This window comes from Sporosarcina sp. P12(2017), assembly GCF_002743035.1.
In the GTDB taxonomy this organism is placed as follows: domain Bacteria; phylum Bacillota; class Bacilli; order Bacillales_A; family Planococcaceae; genus Sporosarcina; species Sporosarcina ureae.
Genome location: NZ_PDYL01000005.1, coordinates 113,700 through 130,677 on the forward strand (window position 1 = coordinate 113,700; position 16,978 = coordinate 130,677).

Here is a 16,978-nt window from a genome sequence, read left to right on the forward strand (position 1 = left end):
AAAAAGTTAGTAAAACTACTTTCTGTACAGTCTTTTTCCATCACATCACAATATTACTTTCCTTCGCCTTCTCAATAAACTTATCACTCGATTTATTAAAGAACTTCTTCAATCCAAGCCCTGCTACGAGCGCTAACGCGAAGTAGATGGACAGGTAGAGTATTTGTTTTAACGCCACTGCCCAGATAATTCCACCAATGGATTCACGCAATAACGTGATCGCATGTGTGAATGGCATAAATGCGGAAATCTTTTGGAAGAATTCTGGTGCCATTTGGATGGGGAATGTACCTCCTGATGCACCGAGCTGCATGACCATCAAAACGATCGCGATAACTTTACCAGTGTTACCGAATACGGACACGAGTGTGTACACGATGGAAACGAATACGACACTGATCAGTACACCGAATAATACAAACGGTAGTTTATTCACGACGTAGACATTCATGATGAATAATTCACCTAGCGTAACGATCAATGATTGAACCGTGCCTATTCCAGCGAAGATAATCAACCGTCCAAGATACGTTTGATAACTCTTGAATCGTGTCTTTTCTCGGATGTCGACTTTCAGCGTGGATACCATGAGCAATGCGCCCACCCACAATGAAAGTGTCGTATAGAATGGGCTCATGGCTGAACCGTAGTTTGGAATTGGATATAACGCATGTTCATTTAAGACAACCGGTTCAGCGAGAAACTTACTGACACCTATCGGATCCGTTGAGAGGACATCCAATAATTTATCCAAGTCTCCTTCGTCTTCTAACTTGCGGATTTTCTCTGCCATCGTTTCTATCGTTTCACGAGCTTCTGGGAAGAGTTCCTGAGCTTTCGCCAAATCTTTTTTCCCAAGTACCACCCCTGCATCCGCTTTTTCAAGCGCATTACGAAGACGTGGGATCCGTCCATTTACTTCGTCTAATACGTCGGACACGTCATACAACGCATTGGTTGCATCACGCATAGCGGATTTATACTTTCTCGTCAAATCACTGTTGACGAAATCGATAGCTTCGCCAACCGAACGATCTAATTCCCCCGATACACGATCGACTTCAGCCAAATGCTTTTTACCGTTCGCTTTTGATTCATTGATTCGACCAACTAGGCCGTCAACGGATGAATGGGCAGACGACAAGCTGTCTTGAACCGTTTTGATTCGCTCAATTTCAGCAGACAGTTTATCCGAATGAATGAATTTCTCAAGATCTGTTAATCCATTGTTAATGGAACCGATTGCCGTTAGTCCATTATCAATCCGGCCAACCATTTTTTGAAGAGCACCGATCGTAACCTCAGGATTTTCCGCTGTCTCTAGCAACCCTGCAAGCTTCTCATCAATTTCTGTCTTCGATGCTTGGAGTTCATTGAACCGATCGCGCAGTCCTTCATCGAAATTTTGTAATTGTTTAATCGCCTCTGCAATCGCTTTTTGGCTATTTGCATCAAATTGATTTCGTGCATCCGCAATCTTTTGCTGACTCGCCTGTAGCTGTCCTTGAAGTTGATTCAACAACTCGAGGCTCGGTTTCTCGCCTTTGTCGATGGCAGCTTGCACTTTATCGATGGCTTGTTGAGTTGACGATAACTGATCACGTAACGCGACAAATCGCTGTTGCAGACCGACAATTTGGTCACTGCCCGTCACATTACCTGCAGCTTCTAAAACCGAAATGACCGAATCCACTTTTCCAATCTGACTTTCTATCGCAGTGGACATACTGTCGAGTTGTTCTTGGTATTTGCTGAAATCTATAGATTCACGCTTATCAATCAAGCCTTGAACGAATTCCTGCGCATTGCCATTCACTTCGGTCCCACGATCCAATAAGCCCGTGATATTCGCGGAAAGCTCATTCAACTGCTTCATAAGCTTTTCAGTTTGCGGCGATAATACATTTTCGTAATTGCCTTTGATTTTTTCCATATCTTCAGCGAGTTTATCGGACAACGCTTGTGTTTGTGTTATCAAATCAGTTGCTGGGTTCTTACCGCTCTGCAAATCAGAAATGATTGTTTCCAAATTCTTTTTCAAACGGTTTAAATCGGTGACGCTATCATTCAAGGAACTTTGCAAATCTTTAATATTCGTTGAGTCTTTTAGATTCTGATCCTGCTTTTTCAAATAATCGTAAATATCATCTAATCGTGCATTCGTATCTTCTAATTTGTCTTGCTTATCCCGTAGCGAATCGACAATACGATCGACGTCTTCTCCTTTACCTGACAGCTCACTCGTCAAATCGGGCACTTTGCGGAATGCTGTTTGTGCACTCTCCAAGTTAGACGTAATGATACGCAATGTGTGATCCACGGTCTTTTCATTCTCTTGCAACTTACTAATCAGCCGTGCGTTTAACTTTTTCGCATTGGCATGCACTACATTGACGTCGTCAAGCACGACATCTACGCGATCAATAGAAGTATCTGCAAAATCCAAGCCTTTATCTACCATCTGTAATTTCGAATAAATATCTGGAATGTCATATTCTAATTGATAAATTAAATCACGTAGCTTTTCGATATTCCCACGATTGTCTTCAAGTTCTACTCCCAGATTATTGAATACTTTGATGACTGCTTCATTCGCTTGTTCAACGAATGTTTTATCGATATTTTCTACTATCGCAGATGCACCTTTACCCGCTACTTTCGGGGAAATCGCATTAATTTTTTCATTGATATAATAATCTAATGTCGGCTTCTTCATATCGTCGGTGACGACACTGCTTAAATTCTCCGAGAAGTCTTTTGGAATGATGATCGCAGCATAATAATCCCCGTGCTTCACGCCTTTTAACGCTTCGTCTTTCGTTACGAACTGCCAGCCGAGATCATCGTTATTGGTCAGCGAGACAATCACTTCATCTCCGACATTGAATTCTTTGTCCTCAATCTTCGCCCCTACGTCTTCACTGACGATTGCGACTTCCACGCCTTCCGTATTGGAATACGGATCCCACGAAGCGAGGATGTTCATCCAAGCATATAGGGAAGGCAGAAAAGCAATCGCCGCAATGACAATGAGTGCTGCTTTATTCTTGAAGATATTCCGGAGATCCCGTCTGACTATAAACCATATTTTATTCATTTCGTATAAACCCTCACTCTATATTCCGTCATGCGCACGTCAAACTAACAAACTGGAGAAGATCGTACCGTTCAAAATGTCCGTTATTTGCTTCTCCGTCAGCTGTTCATCATGTGTTTTTGACCAATCATTAACTAGTGCTAAATAAGATCTGAATAAAAGGAAAGCAATCAGTTCGCTGTTACATGGCTTCAATTCACCTTTTGCGACACCGCGCTCAATCTTTCCTGCAATGAATTTCAATATTTCCTTCTCTATAGAAGTTAACGCATCTCCTACAGCAGGTGTACGCAACTCTTTCTCTTCTTCAATCAATTTAATGAATAGCTGATGCGTCTCGCGAAACTCCAGCAACTGCATAATACGTGCATGGGCATTTTCTTGAAAAGATGCTCCTTCTTTAGCAGTTCGTTCGGAGACGTTTTTCATTTCTTCAACCATTTTCCAAACAATCGAATGAAATAATTCTTCTTTATTTGAAAAAAATGTATAGATTGTGCCCTTCCCCACATTCGCAATCTTCGCGACCCGGTCCATCGTTGTCGCTTTATATCCGAACATCGAAAATGATTTTTCAGCTGCCAACATAATTTCTTCTCTGCGATCCATTATGACACTCCCTTTAAAAGTGACCGAAATACCATTTCAGTCTGTTAGTCATTATACTACATAGATTGATGAATGAATGCAAGATATTGCACAAAAAAACTATCATACAAGCCATATGGTAATGACTTGCATGATAGTCTATAATTTTCATTCAATCACGTATATTTTTCGAATAGGTTCTTTAATCACTTCTCCATTTGCTGATAGTACATCGGTAATCGTCAAGTAGTATAGTTCACCTTGAGTATATCTAGTACTCGGCTTGATCTTTAACGACTTTCCATCTTCTCCAAGCGTTGTAGAAACCTGAACGATTTCGCCCGCTGCATTTCGAATGACAACTTTTTCTAAGTTCTTAGCATCATTCTGTAATGCACCTGAGAACTTAATATTCCATTCTTTCGTTGATTTTATCTCACTTTCAGATTTGAAATAATTATACGGTTTGTCGTTATCGAGTACTACAACTTGCTGTATTCCCGAGGTCAATTCAAGACCTTCTAATGAATCGAGTACATTGCCTGTCTCTCCGATTTGAACGATCATAAATCCGCCAACCACTTCTGTTTTCTCTACTTTAGCAGCTTGTAGTTCGCCAGTCTTTTCATCTTTTATCTGAAGTTGAAGCTTTCCATCTGTAATTGTTGCTTGTACGTTTTCAGGTGCGTCGACTGATATTTCAGGTGTAGGATTCCAGTTATCTCCTAAGTCTGCTCCCAAGTCCCTTGTATACTGCCAGCGCAGAATATCATCCTTTTGTAATTCGTAAATTCCAGCACTATACTGCGGAAACTCACCATTGACTGAATACATCCAGCCACTTAGTGGGCCGCCATCAAATTCACCTATATTATTAATGCTCTTGACGTATATAGTTGGACCTGCACCAGTGAATTTAAATGGTATGGAACGGTTTTCTACTTCACGTCTTAGTACCGTAAATGCGGTATCTCCTGATTCAATTTTCAACGATTTCGGGCTAATAATATCCCCCGTATCCATTGTGCGCGTTTCTACGGAAAATGTAATAGACGTTTCATCTGCTGGCGGCTCTACATTTTCTACTTCAGAAAATTGTTGCCATACAGATTTCCCCGTTTTAATTTCTTGTAGGGCAATTAAGGATTGTTCTACTGCTTTCGTATTGACCCATTGATCGGCCGGTAAAGTAAAGGCAAATGCACCATTTTTCGTTTGGAATTTGCTTAAAGCATCTAAGGGTAATTCCTCACCTTTTTGCCACTTATCCGATGTAACGTCTTCTCCTACCGCAACCAGACCTGAAATGACTGTCGCAATACTATTGGAGTTTTCTCCCCAAGCGCCCCAGCCAGCTGTATCAAGTTGTTGTTCGCGCAAGGCTTGTTTTGCACGTTCAATTGCAGCATTCGCCGCACTATCATCTTGATAATTTGCTAGTGCCAACAAGACCATGCCCGTCATATCAGGATCAGCTGTGTCTTGTTCATTTAATGAAAGCGAAAATCCACCCTTTTCCTTTTCTTGCTTTAACAAATGTTGTAACGCTTTCTCTTTTGCATTGGCACCCCATGTTCCTACGTCCTGCCCGCGCTTCTCACCTGTATCTAAAGCGAGCATCGCCCATGCGTGTTTATTTATACCACCAATTGATCCGTCTGCCTTTTGTTGTGCCGCTAGCTCTGCATAAAGATTTCGTTTAGATTCCCATGCAGTAGATGGATCTTTACCTACTGCTAGCAAACCGAAGATATAGCGAATATGATCCGTATCTGCTTCATCTTTCTGTAATCCTGGATCTTTAGTGAGCCACTCTGGTAATTGTGCTGTACCATCACTTAATTGTGAACTGGACGCGCCCAATGCAACCAATTCCGTCCAACTGATTCCAGGCATACTCCATCTGAAATTATCCTTATTATATCTCTCCACTTCATAGAAACGTAACGTATCCGCAAGCATATCGTCTACCGTACGAATAGTTTCTGGTATAGCAGGAGTATTATTTGCAGTAGTGTTTACATTCGACTGCACTGCTTTAGCAAGCCCAGTTATTGATAACGTTACATTTGGTACTTCGCCTTGCACATGTAGAAGTACGTTCTGACTACTTTCAACTGTGACTGAGCCAACTGTTAGGGCTCCATTACCTATAGTCCAGTTACTAACATTTGAAGCCGCTTCCGTAAACGTGTCTCCACTTAATGTGAGTTCAATAGTCGGATCCTTGTCCCCGACTTTCAACTTCGTAATGGATTCAAGAACTGCATTGCGTTTATAGAAAATGTGAATCTTATCATTGTCGTTTACTACATTATCGAAAAGTGAAGTAGATGATCCTTCATTAACATCAACAACCCACTGATCATTGCCATGTAAATTTCCATTTTGAACGTTGTTAATCGATACAAAATTCTCTTTCGCTTGATCCAACTCGTAAGGAATATTTTGTTCTTTTAACAACTGTTCAACAACTTGTACAATCGTATCGCCTGCTTCGAATGCCACTGCAGTATCTGCAAGAATCGGTGCATCTACCCCATCGACTTTCACGTAGGCTGTAGGCCGCTCTGTTTTTAAAGCAATTCGATTCCAAACAGAACTTCCCGCTTTCATGTCTGCTAGCGCAAGTAATACTTGTTCTGTCGCCATTAAATTAGTACTTTTATCAGTCACTTTCCACTTATAAGACCCGTCTTCAAACTGGAAACCTTTTATTGCATCTACTACTGTCTGATTGCCTACATGCCACTTTTCTGCTAGTACATTCTCATTGACTGCAGCTAGACCCCAAATCGCTGTCGCTGTGGAGTTGGCATTATCGCCCATTCCAAAATTACCTGGCGAATTAAATCCACCCGTCGTTAAGTCTAGTTGTCTAGCTCGTAATAAGTCCTTCGTTCTTTCAATAGCTGCATCTGCCGCTTCTTCCCCTTGATAGTTCGACAACGCGATCATGCCCATACCTGTCATATCTGGGTCTGAAACCGGACCAAAGAATGAATATCCACCATCTTCATTTTGGTTATCGATCAAAAATTGTAGCGCTTTTTGTTTCTTATCTGTATTCCACTCACCTAAATCGGCTCCTAGACGTTCGCCTGTATCCATCGCAAGCACGGCCCACATATGTTTATTAATGCCGCCAAATGAGCCTGTCTCTTCGTTTTGTTGCGATGCTAATTCCGCATAAAGATTACGATTCGTTTCCCATGCATCGGCTGGATCTTCGTTCATTGCAAGCAATCCGAAGATAAAGCGAATATGATCTGTACCATAATGTATAGGTTCTAGATAATCTGGATCTTCTTTTTGCCATTCTGGTAATACCCACTCGCCATCATTCAGGTCTTCACCTGCTGCGTAAAGCCCGACTAATAATTGCCACGAATCCAATTTCATCTTTTTGTTTTTATAAAACTGAACGGTTCTAGCTAATAATTCTTCCACATCTGTCTGCTCTTCAACCATTCCTTGTGTATTCTCTACTCCTGTATCAACTGCTTGTACTGTTGGAGTTAAAACCGACAACACCAACAATAAACTTAGCAACACAGATAATGTCTTGCTTACTCGACTACCTTTCCTCAACGACTCCTACCCCCTATTTTTTTCAATAAAAAAATCCCGCCTCCGGAAAGAGACAAGGATGGATGGATGCGTGTTTAGACATACATAATACAACACAACATACACACCTTTTTCCGGAAGGCTGTAAGCATTGTATTATGGTAAGTCTCCTGACTTTTGGATACGAACGCAACTTCAACCTTCCCAGTATGAATACCAGTGGTTGTCAGAAGTTACTTTCCAATTACAGTGGCCGGACCGTTCAGGATTTTCACCTGATTCCTTTTTACGTCTTGCAAACTAGCAAGACACCAAAATACGCTATAAACTATCCTTAATCATAATGAGTCGACAAAACAATTGCAATAGCGAGATTTTTGACGTGTAGGATATTTTCCAACTCCCTATAAATGACCAATTTATTCCTGTCCTATCTTGACTATCTTTTCAGACTATGTAACGATAAGATATGGATAAACACTAGGGGTGCTGTTGCTGAGAGAGGCGTTCGCCTTAACCCTCGAAACCTGCTCTAGATAATGCTAGCGGAGGGAAGTGGACATATGACGGATTTCGACCGTACTATGCAACCACTTCGCACAGAGAAGTGGTTTTTTGTGTGTATTTTTTGAAGAAATGAGAAGTGGTAAGAATGATGACGAATAAGGTTTTAGAGTTTACGAATGTATCTTTTCATTATCGAGCAACCAATGCTTCTAAACCAACCGCAATTTTTGACCAAGTCGATTGGCATGTAAATGAAGGCGAATTTGTCAGCATCATTGGACCAAGTGGTTACGGGAAAAGCACTTTATTCCGACTGGTCACCGGTCTAGAGAATCCTGACAGTGGTGAGATTTCATTGAACGGAGAAGTGACAACGAAGCGATTAGGCAAAGTGGGCTATATGCCGCAGCAAGACTTACTCATGCCGTGGCGAACGATTCTTGAAAATGTCCAATTACCAGTAGAACTTCAAGGCGGTAAACCTACTGCCGACCAGATCATCCAGCTACTCGCTGATTTCGGACTGGCAGGCGAAGAAAACGCTTATCCTGGAAATTTATCAGGCGGGATGCGACAACGGGTTTCCTTTTTACGAACGATCCTGACCGGCTCCAATATTTTATTGCTGGACGAGCCATTCAGCGCACTCGATGCGATCACACGGCTGACGATGCAAGAGTGGCTGATCGATCAATGGCAGAAGCTCGATAAAACGATTGTCTTCATCACACATGATATCGACGAAGCTTTATTTCTATCCGATCGCATCTTCGTACTCGCTGAAAGACCAGTACAGACGATTCGCGAAGTCATCGTGCCTCTCAGCCGACCACGTACTATGCGAGACCTGGCACAGCCCGAAGTGATGGAAATGAAGGAGCAACTTATTAGCGAGCTTCGTTCGGAGGCGCGGCTATGAAGAAAATCACTTCGTATAGTTGGTCTATACTTTTCGTTGCGATCTTACTGGGCCTATGGGAAATTAGCGCACGTCTTTACGACAAAAGCTTTCTCTTCCCGTCCCCTTCAGCGATTCTGATCAGATTATGGGAGCTGAAGACGGAGCTGTTTATCCACCACTTACCTCCGACTGCTTTAACTATCTTAATCGGCTTATCGATTTCAATCATGCTCGGATCCACACTGGCAATTGCGATGTATAGTAAGAAACCGATCGAGCAGGCGTTTTACCCTATCCTGATCGCGTCGCAAACGATTCCGGTCATCGCGCTCGCACCGATTTTCGTCTTATGGTTCGGCTACAGCATTTGGAGTAAAGTCGCGGTTACGGTACTGATTACTTTTTTCCCGATTACCGTCAGCGTTTTCGACGGCTTGCGCTCTTCAGATAAAAATTTACGTGAATTAATGCTAACAATGGGTGCGTCCGCAAAAGATATCTTCTATAAATTAGACCTGCCTTCCGCTTTGCCATCTTTCTTCTCTGGACTCAAAGTGGCGGTCACACTGAGTGTAATCGGTGCGGCCATTGGGGAATGGCTAGGTGCTCAGGCAGGACTTGGATACTTCAGCAGAAGAATGATGACGCAATTTGACAGTGCCGCCGTATTCGCACCGATCGTCTTGCTATCTGCAGTAGGCATTATCTTCTTTCTACTCGTCGTCGTATTGGAAAAACACTTTTTACAATGGAGGAATCACCAATGAGAAAACGTCTGTTCCTTAGCATCATTTTTCTTCTTGTACTGCTAGCTGGGTGCAATAATGATAAGACTCCCGCAGATAACGAAGAGACACCGAACAATGAAAAGAAAAAAGTCAGCATCATGCTCGACTGGTATCCAAATGCAGTACATAGCTATATTTATGTAGCCCAGGAAAAAGGTTATTTTAATGAAGAGAACGTGGAAGTGGACATACAATTCCCTGCCAATCCGACCGATCCAATGAACTTGACCGCAGCAGGAAAAGTGACTCTTGGACTGTATTACCAACCGGATGTCATTTTAGCGCAAGCCAATGAAGACATTCCGATTAAAGCAATCGCCTCGATTGTGCGAGAGCCACTAAATTATACTGTCATGCTAGAGGAAAGTTCGATTCAATCACCTAAAGATCTCGAAGGTAAAACAATCGGTTATCCAGGGATTCCACTAAACGAATCTTTGATTAAAACGATGGTAACGAATGACGGCGGCGATTATGACAAAGTGAATATGATCGACGTTGGATTCGAATTGGAATCTTCACTCGTTTCAAAACGTGTTGATGCCGTGACAGGAACATTTATTAACCACGAAGTGCCTGTCATGAACTCGAAAGGCTTCAAAACGCGCTACTTTAATCCAGTAGACTATGGCGTGCCAAATTATAGTGAAATTGTGTTGTTGACGAGTGATGATACATGGGACAAAGAACAAGACGCAATCCAGGCTTTCTGGCGGGCAGCACAAAAAGGGTATGAATTTATGGTAGAACAGCCCGAAGAAGCACTCGACCTCTTGCTAAGCAACCAAGATCAAGCGAACTTCCCGTTAGACAAAGCAATTGAAACGGAAAGTTTAAATGTGTTATTACCGAAGATGGATACAGACGGTGAAGCATTTGGTACGCTTGATGAAACATCTTGGGAAGAAGTGCGTGACTGGCTACATGAGATGGAATTGATCAAGACGAAACCTGAAGTGGACGATATGATTTTAGACGTCAGCACAGGTGACATGTTTTCTAAAATAACGAAGTAACACACAAAAGGCTATTGCAAAAGTCTCTATGACTGGCTGCAATAGCCTTTTTCTATTCTATAGAATTAGCGAGGAAGTACCGTAAACTTCACAGCAAATGACTTTTTCATTGCGACACCTTTTTTATTCTGCAACCCTTTCTCCACGCGTAAATAATGAACTCCTAGTTGCCACTCTTTAGTTGGTGTAATTAATAATTGCTTGCTATTTGTAGGATCCACTTTCGCTGTAAAGCTTTCGATACGTTCTGCGCTATTTGGCGAACGGGTAATGTAAATATGTTTTGAGTAGTCTTTTCCAAGTAGTAATTCATTAGTAAATTTGATTGTGAATACTTTATTCGTTTGTACTTTCAGTTCTGGAAAATCGCCTGTAAATTCATTTGGCGGAATGGGTGTAGAACTAGCTGGTAACGCATGGCTCAGCTTCTCTAAATTTACAACCCCTGCTCCAAAATGAATATCTTTACCTGGCGCGCCTAGGTCTGTCGCGGTCATTTCTAGTAACTGTTTGGTTTCAGCTGGGGTTGCTTCAGGCTTCAATGATTTTACCAAAGCCGCTGCACCTGCTACCATTGGTCCCGAAAAAGATGTTCCACTGACTGACTTATAGCTATTAGCAAGGGTTGTCGTATAGATTGCCGCACCTGGAGCGACTAAGCTCACGTGAGAGTTATAGTTTGAAAAGAAAGCGCGCTGATTATCTCTTTCCGTTGCGCCAACTGAAATAACGGAAGGATAAGATGCAGGAAACATGATCGAATTCCCTTTCGTTGCATCATTCCCTGCAGACGATACGACCGTGATACCCGATTCGACTGCACGCTGAATCGCTTTTTCTTCCATTTGAGAAGACATGCTGCTTCCGTAACTCATATTGATTACATCGACTTGTTTCTTGATGGCGTAATCAATCGCCTTAATACTATCCGACACTTTACTGAGACCGTTCAGATGCGAGATTTTCAACGGCAATATTTTGGTTTCATATGTTCCCGCAATACCTACTACGCCTAGATTATTTCCAGCCTTAGCCGCGACTACGCCTGCGACAGCTGTGCCATGGCCATTGACGTCCTGAACATTCGAATTATTTGCGTAAAAATTATAACCGCCTGGCTGAATTCGACCCTGTAAATCTTCATGTTGTAGATCAATGCCGGAATCAATGATCGCCACGACGGTCATTTTCTTTTGTTCTTGCACCCTAGACCACATCCACTGCGGCTTCACTTGTGGAATCCACCATTGCTTCACGAGAATAGGATCATCGAATACGATATGCGAATAGCGCTCATAATTCGGTTCAACATGTAAGACGTTAGGATCTTCGAGAAGTTGTTCCTTCATTAATAGCATCTCAGCTGAATCTGTAAAGCTCCATAACTCCACTTCGTCTGTGATAGGTTCGCGGCTTTCTACACCGGGTAAGTTTTCGTCTACAGAAAATGTATGACGATTTTCTTCGTACTCTACCAATAACTCATTTGAAGCAGCTTCTGCACTGACTACCCCTTTAAATCCAAGTACCGCCAGCAATCCAATGCAGGCAATCAAAACTATATGAAGCTGTCTTTTCATTCGCCCCTCTTTTCTTCCCTGCCACACTTTAGTAATATGGGATTCTTTTAAACCATTATAACTCACTATTTACCATCTTCATACATCCTAGGCGTATGATAGAACTACTTTAAATGGCGAATTTTGAAAAATCCCTTGTAATGAATATCCTGCGACCTACTTCCTTTACACAACAACCGTCCTTACATCTAGAATAATCCCGTCAGTCATAGTATAATCTTGACTACATTGGTATCTATACTCGCTTTCAAAAGATAGAGCCATAGCATGAAGTAGGAGAATTCACATGAAAAAATGTCCGATATGTAAAGAAATGAATACAAATCAGCAAGAGTACTGTACACACTGTAAAGCGTTTCTTGCATCCCGCTATTCCAATAAAAAACGTTCGTTATTGAAAACACCACTGTATCCCCTTTTATTGATAACTGCTGTGCTTGTCGCGATTATAGGTTATTACACTATTGAAAATAAATATGGTCGGAAGGCAATAACCGAGCAATTCATTTCAGCGCTGATTGAGCAGGATCAAGACGAGTTGCATGAATTGATTGTACCGAAAGATAGTCGTATTTCGATCAACGGGGTTAGCATACAAGCCTTACTTACATTGGTCGAGAAAAACCCTTCCATCGTACAAGTAATAGAAAACAATTTACGAGAAAAGACCGACGACGGCATGTTCTCCATACGTGCGGATGGTAAGCGATTCGGCCTCTTTCCCCGCTATACGATTAATCCAGCGGGCTATATCCTCAAAGTGAAATCGATCGGAGACGAAACGGTGCTATCCATTCACGATACCGAGATGGGCTATATTAAAAAGAGTAAAGAACAAGCAGAATTCGGCCCGTATATGGCAGGAATTTATCCCATCAAAATGACCACGACTTTGAATGACGAAAGCGTGCGAGAAGAAATTCAGGCGAACGTATTTGGAGCGAAGCAATCAGTTCACCTCGCTTTTGATTCCATCAAAGAATTGGCCATTGCAACGAACGTGGAAACCGACAATGATTTGCCAGTCGTGCAAAACGACGTCGTGGAAGAAGAACCCGTCGAAACCGTTATTGTCAAAGAGGTGATTAAAGAAGTTCCAGCTGACGCTTCAAACGACCACTTCATCATCTCATACAGCGGTGACGTGTTCCTCGACGAATCCGATTTAAAAGGACTGTCAAAAGATGATTTACGTTTAGCGCGCAATGAAATCTATGCACGACATGGCTATGTATTCCAATCAAAAGAAATGCAAAACTACTTTGGTTCACAGTCTTGGTACAGCCCGGATCCATCCTTCGATGGCAAGATGACCGAGTGGGAGAAACATAATGTTGAATTGATTAAATCACTGGAATAAAAGAAGGAGCAATCCGTTAAGTCATGTTGACTTCCCGGTTTGCTCCTTCTTTGTGTGGTTTGGGCGCACTGGTGGAGGGCGCGATGTCGACAAAAAAATCGCAACCCCATGCTAACTCAACCAGTCTCTTCCTCGTCCTCACTACTACTCTCACCATCCACTACGAACTTCTTCATAGCTCTCGCTTCATACGTCACCCAATCTTCATCGGACTTGTTAATCAATTCATCCAAAATCGAAATAGCTTGAGTTTCCTTACCAAGCTGCCACAAAGCGCGGCTTTCTTGAAGACGAATTCCCTCTCGATAAGGTGATTCCTTATAATTCACATCTTTTTCTTTACGGAATGCTTTCGCGATTTTCACCACGTCTTCATACTTCTGCTCACGCAAATAACTCGAAGCTAGGAAGTACGAGGCATCGTCCGTGAAGTAATCACTTTCCTCCGTACGCATAGCATATTCCAAGTACACAACAGCCGCTGGGAAGTCTTCTTTCATAAATTGCTTATAGCCTTCATTATAATACGTTCTCGCCGCTTCATCGGAAACGAATTCAAGCTTAGTTTCTTCTTTAGGTGTTGCGACCACTTCTTTAACCGGCTCGTCTTTCTTAGACGCAGTCTCCGTTATAGCCGGCTTTTTCACGGGTGCTGTAGTTGGCGACTCCGTAGCGGTTTCAGGCTGTGCCATGAGATTGGCAACTAACCAGACGACGAATACTAATAGGACGGTTGCTATACTAGCGAGTAGTACTGCCGCTTCTTTTTTTAGCTTACGCTTAACTTTCGGCTTCGGAACCGGCCGTGGGATATCTGGACGTGGAGGTTCTGCCGCCACGACACGTTTGATTGTCGGATCATCAAGCGCATACATAGGTAACCCCGCCGTATAGCGAGATAAAGGGTCACTTTCATAACGTGCCAACAACACCGTTTTCATGCGATATAATTCAATCGGAATAGGCAGTTTTCCTGCAAGTTCCATCGCGTGATCGATAATATGTAGTGCTTTTTCGCCAAATCCTAACTGAATTTCCGATACGGCATCGTTATATTTAGCGATGATCTGCGTATACGTGTCCCAATTGTCGACGATCGTTTGCTGTAACTTGATAGCATGTAGCTCGTCGCTATCTAATTCCTTCAAGTAGGCTAAGGCCACATGCAAATTCCCGACCTTACTTTCAAGCAATGCTTTATGCCACAGAATTTGCTTACGGCTAACATTCAGTTTTTCCAGTTCGCGTATCGTATCAAGCGCCAGCGTGTAACGCTTCTGTCGTATTGCTTGTTGCATTTGCTGAATCAGCATAGGAACGTTAGTGAATGAACTCATCGAATCACCTCCACCTACTAAACGGGCGTACGTAGTGACTCACCCATTGATCATTTGTAATGCTCGTCATAAACGTCCCCCCTTTTACGAAACCGTTTTCACTAACGCATCTTGAATGACTAGACCTTCTATTGAAAAGGCTCTACGGAATACAGCCGCTACTTTAAAACGCTCAATTCCTTGCGCTTCTTCAGCGGGTATAGTTCCAACCGCTTCCATATAACTTTCATCGAAATACTCATCGTACACTGATAACTCTTGTATACCGATTTCTTCAAGCAAAAGATGTGCTTGATCCATCGCTGCATCTAACTGTGCAAGTAAATCGACAGATTCAGGGTCAACCGTCTGACGTACATCTTCAAATAAAGTAAAGATCTGCACTGCACGTTTCGCCATTTGTACACGGTCTTGCAATGCTTCATCTTGCAAACGTGTAATGGCCTCATCAACGGGCAAAACAGCTTGATTGCTTTCGAGCAACTCTTCTAGAGATCGGAAACTGGTCGATGTAAACTGCTGAAACTGCTTCAAGTCTTCTTGCGTAACGGGTTTCTCAATAGGATCTACTTCGAAATCTTCAATCGTAATTTTCTCCAGTTGTAATAATTCTTTATCCAATAAACGCTGTAACTCTTCCGGCCTGTTATTCGCGGACTCATGTATAGTACTCATCGAATTCCCCTTTTCAGAAAACATATAATGCATAAATCAAGCAAGAAAAGCCCAGTCTAAGCTTAGGCTATTATACTGATAAGATAGCACTTTTTGGTGGCTAACACAATACTGGGCCACGAATTGTCGAAGGAATGAGGCGACTACGATACACGGGTTGACGTATTATTGCACAATGTGTCATAGATAGACAGAAGGTACACCTATAAAACATCTAGAAAAATTAAGGTTGCATTTCTCGCGGATAACAAGTACAGTAAGGTTAATTAAACTTTCACTTATTTCGATAATTCGGAAATAAGGATAGAGGCGCAAAAACCATTAGTACACAATCGGAGAATCATGAGGTTCTGTGAAGATTGTGGAAAGGGGAATTTGCCGAAGCGGCGAGATGCTCATGATCTCTAAGCTGATCCTGGACTGAACAAGTGCAGGATTGTCATATAGGAGACTATATGGTGGGCTATCTCGTGCAAAGAAATAATTCATTATTTCAACGCAACAGCGAGCCCTCGTTGTTGCTTTTTGCGTTCAATTACGTATCGCCCCCACCTCTATGTTTTTTAATAAAATGATAGGATGTGGAGAATAATGAATTTCGGATCAATTATGACAGCGATGGTTACTCCGTTTGATGAAAGAGGAGACATCGATTACCCAGCAACACAAAACTTAATCAATCACTTACTAGCCAATGGAACAGACGCATTAGTCGTCGCAGGTACGACAGGTGAGTCCCCTACTCTTACTGCGCAAGAGAAAGTGGAACTATTCAAGTTCACTGTGCAAACAGTTGCAGGTCGTGCACCGGTTATTGCAGGTACAGGAACGAACAGTACAAGAGAGTCCATTGACTTGACGATCCAAGCAGAAGAAGCTGGCGTCGACGGAATCATGCTTGTCGTGCCGTACTATAATAAGCCGTGTCAAGAAGGGTTGTACCAGCACTTCCAAACGATTGCACAAACGACTACATTACCGATCATGCTCTATAATATCCCGGGACGTAGCGCTGTAAATATGCTCCCAGATACGATTATCCGATTAGCTAACAACGTTTCGAATATTACGTCTGTCAAAGAAGCAAGCGGTGATCTAGATGCTGTTGCAGCGATTATCGAGCATACGGGAGACGACTTCTTTGTTTATACGGGTGATGACTCGTCTACACTTCCTGTACTAGCTATTGGCGGCACAGGCGTCGTATCAGTTTCCGCTCATATTATAGGCAATGAAATGCAAGAAATGGTGCGTCACTTCAAAACAGGCAATACAAAGCAAGCGGCTACCATCTACCGCGGTCTATTGCCCATTATGAAAGCGATGTTCGCTGCTCCGAACCCTTCACCTACAAAGGCTGCATTGAACTTGACAGGTGTACCGGTGGGTGGCGTTCGTTTACCAATGATTGCGTTGCCTGACGAACAAGTAGAGTCGTTGAAAGACCTTCTAGCTCTTCGTAATCAATCCGCAGTCGGACTTTGATCGATAGGAAACAACTATAAGCTGCACCGAGATGACCGCAAGATTCGGTCTATTCGGTGCAGCTTTTTGGGTCA

General features: G+C 42.5%; 11 protein-coding genes and 3 riboswitches. Of the genes, 5 read left to right on the plus strand and 6 right to left on the minus strand.

Features of this window, described 5'->3' with window-relative positions:
* Nucleotides 1-40 precede the first annotated feature (40 nt).
* From CSV80_RS05570 to CSV80_RS05580, 3 genes are all read right to left on the minus strand, one after another.
* Nucleotides 41-3,097 (minus strand): YhgE/Pip domain-containing protein, encoded by a 3,057-nt coding sequence (locus tag CSV80_RS05570; protein WP_099669731.1) that lies wholly within the window; start codon nt 3,095-3,097, stop codon nt 41-43.
* Between the two features lie 39 nt (nt 3,098-3,136).
* Nucleotides 3,137-3,706 carry a TetR/AcrR family transcriptional regulator gene (locus CSV80_RS05575; RefSeq protein ID WP_099669730.1) on the minus strand — a complete coding sequence of 190 codons (570 nt, stop codon included), beginning with the start codon at nt 3,704-3,706 and terminating at the stop codon, nt 3,137-3,139.
* A gap of 147 nt (nt 3,707-3,853) precedes the next feature.
* The gene (locus tag CSV80_RS05580; protein WP_099669729.1) at nt 3,854-7,276 is read right to left on the minus strand and encodes a DUF4430 domain-containing protein; all 3,423 of its coding nucleotides are present in this window, start codon (nt 7,274-7,276) and stop codon (nt 3,854-3,856) included.
* A gap of 122 nt (nt 7,277-7,398) precedes the next feature.
* A riboswitch (cobalamin riboswitch) is annotated at nt 7,399-7,586 on the minus strand.
* A 141-nt stretch (nt 7,587-7,727) separates the two neighbouring features.
* A riboswitch (TPP riboswitch) is annotated at nt 7,728-7,826 on the plus strand.
* An 84-nt stretch (nt 7,827-7,910) separates the two neighbouring features.
* On the opposite strand from CSV80_RS05580, the gene CSV80_RS05585 reads away from it, so the two are divergent.
* The 3 genes from CSV80_RS05585 to CSV80_RS05595 are packed head-to-tail and all read left to right on the plus strand — an operon-like array spanning nt 7,911 to nt 10,467.
* Nucleotides 7,911-8,681: an ABC transporter ATP-binding protein gene (locus CSV80_RS05585; protein WP_099669728.1), complete on the plus strand. Its 771-nt coding sequence runs from the start codon at nt 7,911-7,913 to the stop codon at nt 8,679-8,681.
* Nucleotides 8,678-9,430: an ABC transporter permease gene (locus CSV80_RS05590; protein ID WP_099669727.1), complete on the plus strand. Its 753-nt coding sequence runs from the start codon at nt 8,678-8,680 to the stop codon at nt 9,428-9,430. Before CSV80_RS05585 ends, CSV80_RS05590 begins: the two co-directional genes overlap by 4 nt.
* Nucleotides 9,427-10,467, plus strand: a complete 1,041-nt coding sequence (locus tag CSV80_RS05595; RefSeq protein ID WP_099669726.1) for an ABC transporter substrate-binding protein — start codon at nt 9,427-9,429, stop codon at nt 10,465-10,467. The genes CSV80_RS05590 and CSV80_RS05595 overlap by 4 nt, the downstream gene beginning before the upstream one ends.
* Before the next feature lie 65 nt (nt 10,468-10,532).
* Here CSV80_RS05595 and CSV80_RS05600 read toward each other — a convergent pair whose 3' ends face one another.
* Nucleotides 10,533-12,047: a S8 family peptidase gene (locus CSV80_RS05600; RefSeq protein ID WP_099669725.1), complete on the minus strand. Its 1,515-nt coding sequence runs from the start codon at nt 12,045-12,047 to the stop codon at nt 10,533-10,535.
* Nucleotides 12,048-12,333: 286 nt separating this feature from the next.
* On the opposite strand from CSV80_RS05600, the gene CSV80_RS05605 reads away from it, so the two are divergent.
* Nucleotides 12,334-13,407, plus strand: a complete 1,074-nt coding sequence (locus CSV80_RS05605; protein WP_099669724.1) for a YARHG domain-containing protein — start codon at nt 12,334-12,336, stop codon at nt 13,405-13,407.
* A 116-nt stretch (nt 13,408-13,523) separates the two neighbouring features.
* Here the strand turns inward: CSV80_RS05605 and CSV80_RS05610 are convergent, their stop codons facing one another.
* Together CSV80_RS05610 and grpE are read right to left on the minus strand one after the other, a co-directional pair.
* Complete coding sequence (locus CSV80_RS05610) at nt 13,524-14,744, minus strand: tetratricopeptide repeat protein (protein ID WP_099669723.1); 1,221 nt, start codon at nt 14,742-14,744, stop codon at nt 13,524-13,526.
* A gap of 84 nt (nt 14,745-14,828) precedes the next feature.
* A complete protein-coding gene (grpE, locus tag CSV80_RS05615) occupies nt 14,829-15,419 on the minus strand; it encodes a nucleotide exchange factor GrpE (protein ID WP_158231857.1) in 591 nt (196 codons plus the stop codon).
* Between the two features lie 296 nt (nt 15,420-15,715).
* Nucleotides 15,716-15,893, plus strand: a riboswitch (Lysine riboswitch).
* A 117-nt stretch (nt 15,894-16,010) separates the two neighbouring features.
* Between grpE and dapA the strand changes: the two genes are divergently transcribed.
* A complete protein-coding gene (gene dapA / locus CSV80_RS05620; protein WP_099669721.1) occupies nt 16,011-16,904 on the plus strand; it encodes a 4-hydroxy-tetrahydrodipicolinate synthase in 894 nt (297 codons plus the stop codon).
* Nucleotides 16,905-16,978: the final 74 nt, after the last annotated feature.

Coding starts and splice junctions, on each gene's coding strand:
- CSV80_RS05605 (WP_099669724.1), top strand. CDS start 12,334: ATGAAAAAATGTCCGATATGTAAAGAAATGAATACAAATCAGCAAGAG.
- CSV80_RS05600 (WP_099669725.1), bottom strand. CDS start 12,047: ATGAAAAGACAGCTTCATATAGTTTTGATTGCCTGCATTGGATTGCTG.
- CSV80_RS05570 (WP_099669731.1), bottom strand. CDS start 3,097: ATGAATAAAATATGGTTTATAGTCAGACGGGATCTCCGGAATATCTTC.
- CSV80_RS05575 (WP_099669730.1), bottom strand. CDS start 3,706: ATGGATCGCAGAGAAGAAATTATGTTGGCAGCTGAAAAATCATTTTCG.
- CSV80_RS05610 (WP_099669723.1), bottom strand. CDS start 14,744: ATGAGTTCATTCACTAACGTTCCTATGCTGATTCAGCAAATGCAACAA.
- CSV80_RS05590 (WP_099669727.1), top strand. CDS start 8,678: ATGAAGAAAATCACTTCGTATAGTTGGTCTATACTTTTCGTTGCGATC.
- CSV80_RS05585 (WP_099669728.1), top strand. CDS start 7,911: ATGACGAATAAGGTTTTAGAGTTTACGAATGTATCTTTTCATTATCGA.
- CSV80_RS05595 (WP_099669726.1), top strand. CDS start 9,427: ATGAGAAAACGTCTGTTCCTTAGCATCATTTTTCTTCTTGTACTGCTA.
- grpE (WP_158231857.1), bottom strand. CDS start 15,419: ATGAGTACTATACATGAGTCCGCGAATAACAGGCCGGAAGAGTTACAG.
- dapA (WP_099669721.1), top strand. CDS start 16,011: ATGAATTTCGGATCAATTATGACAGCGATGGTTACTCCGTTTGATGAA.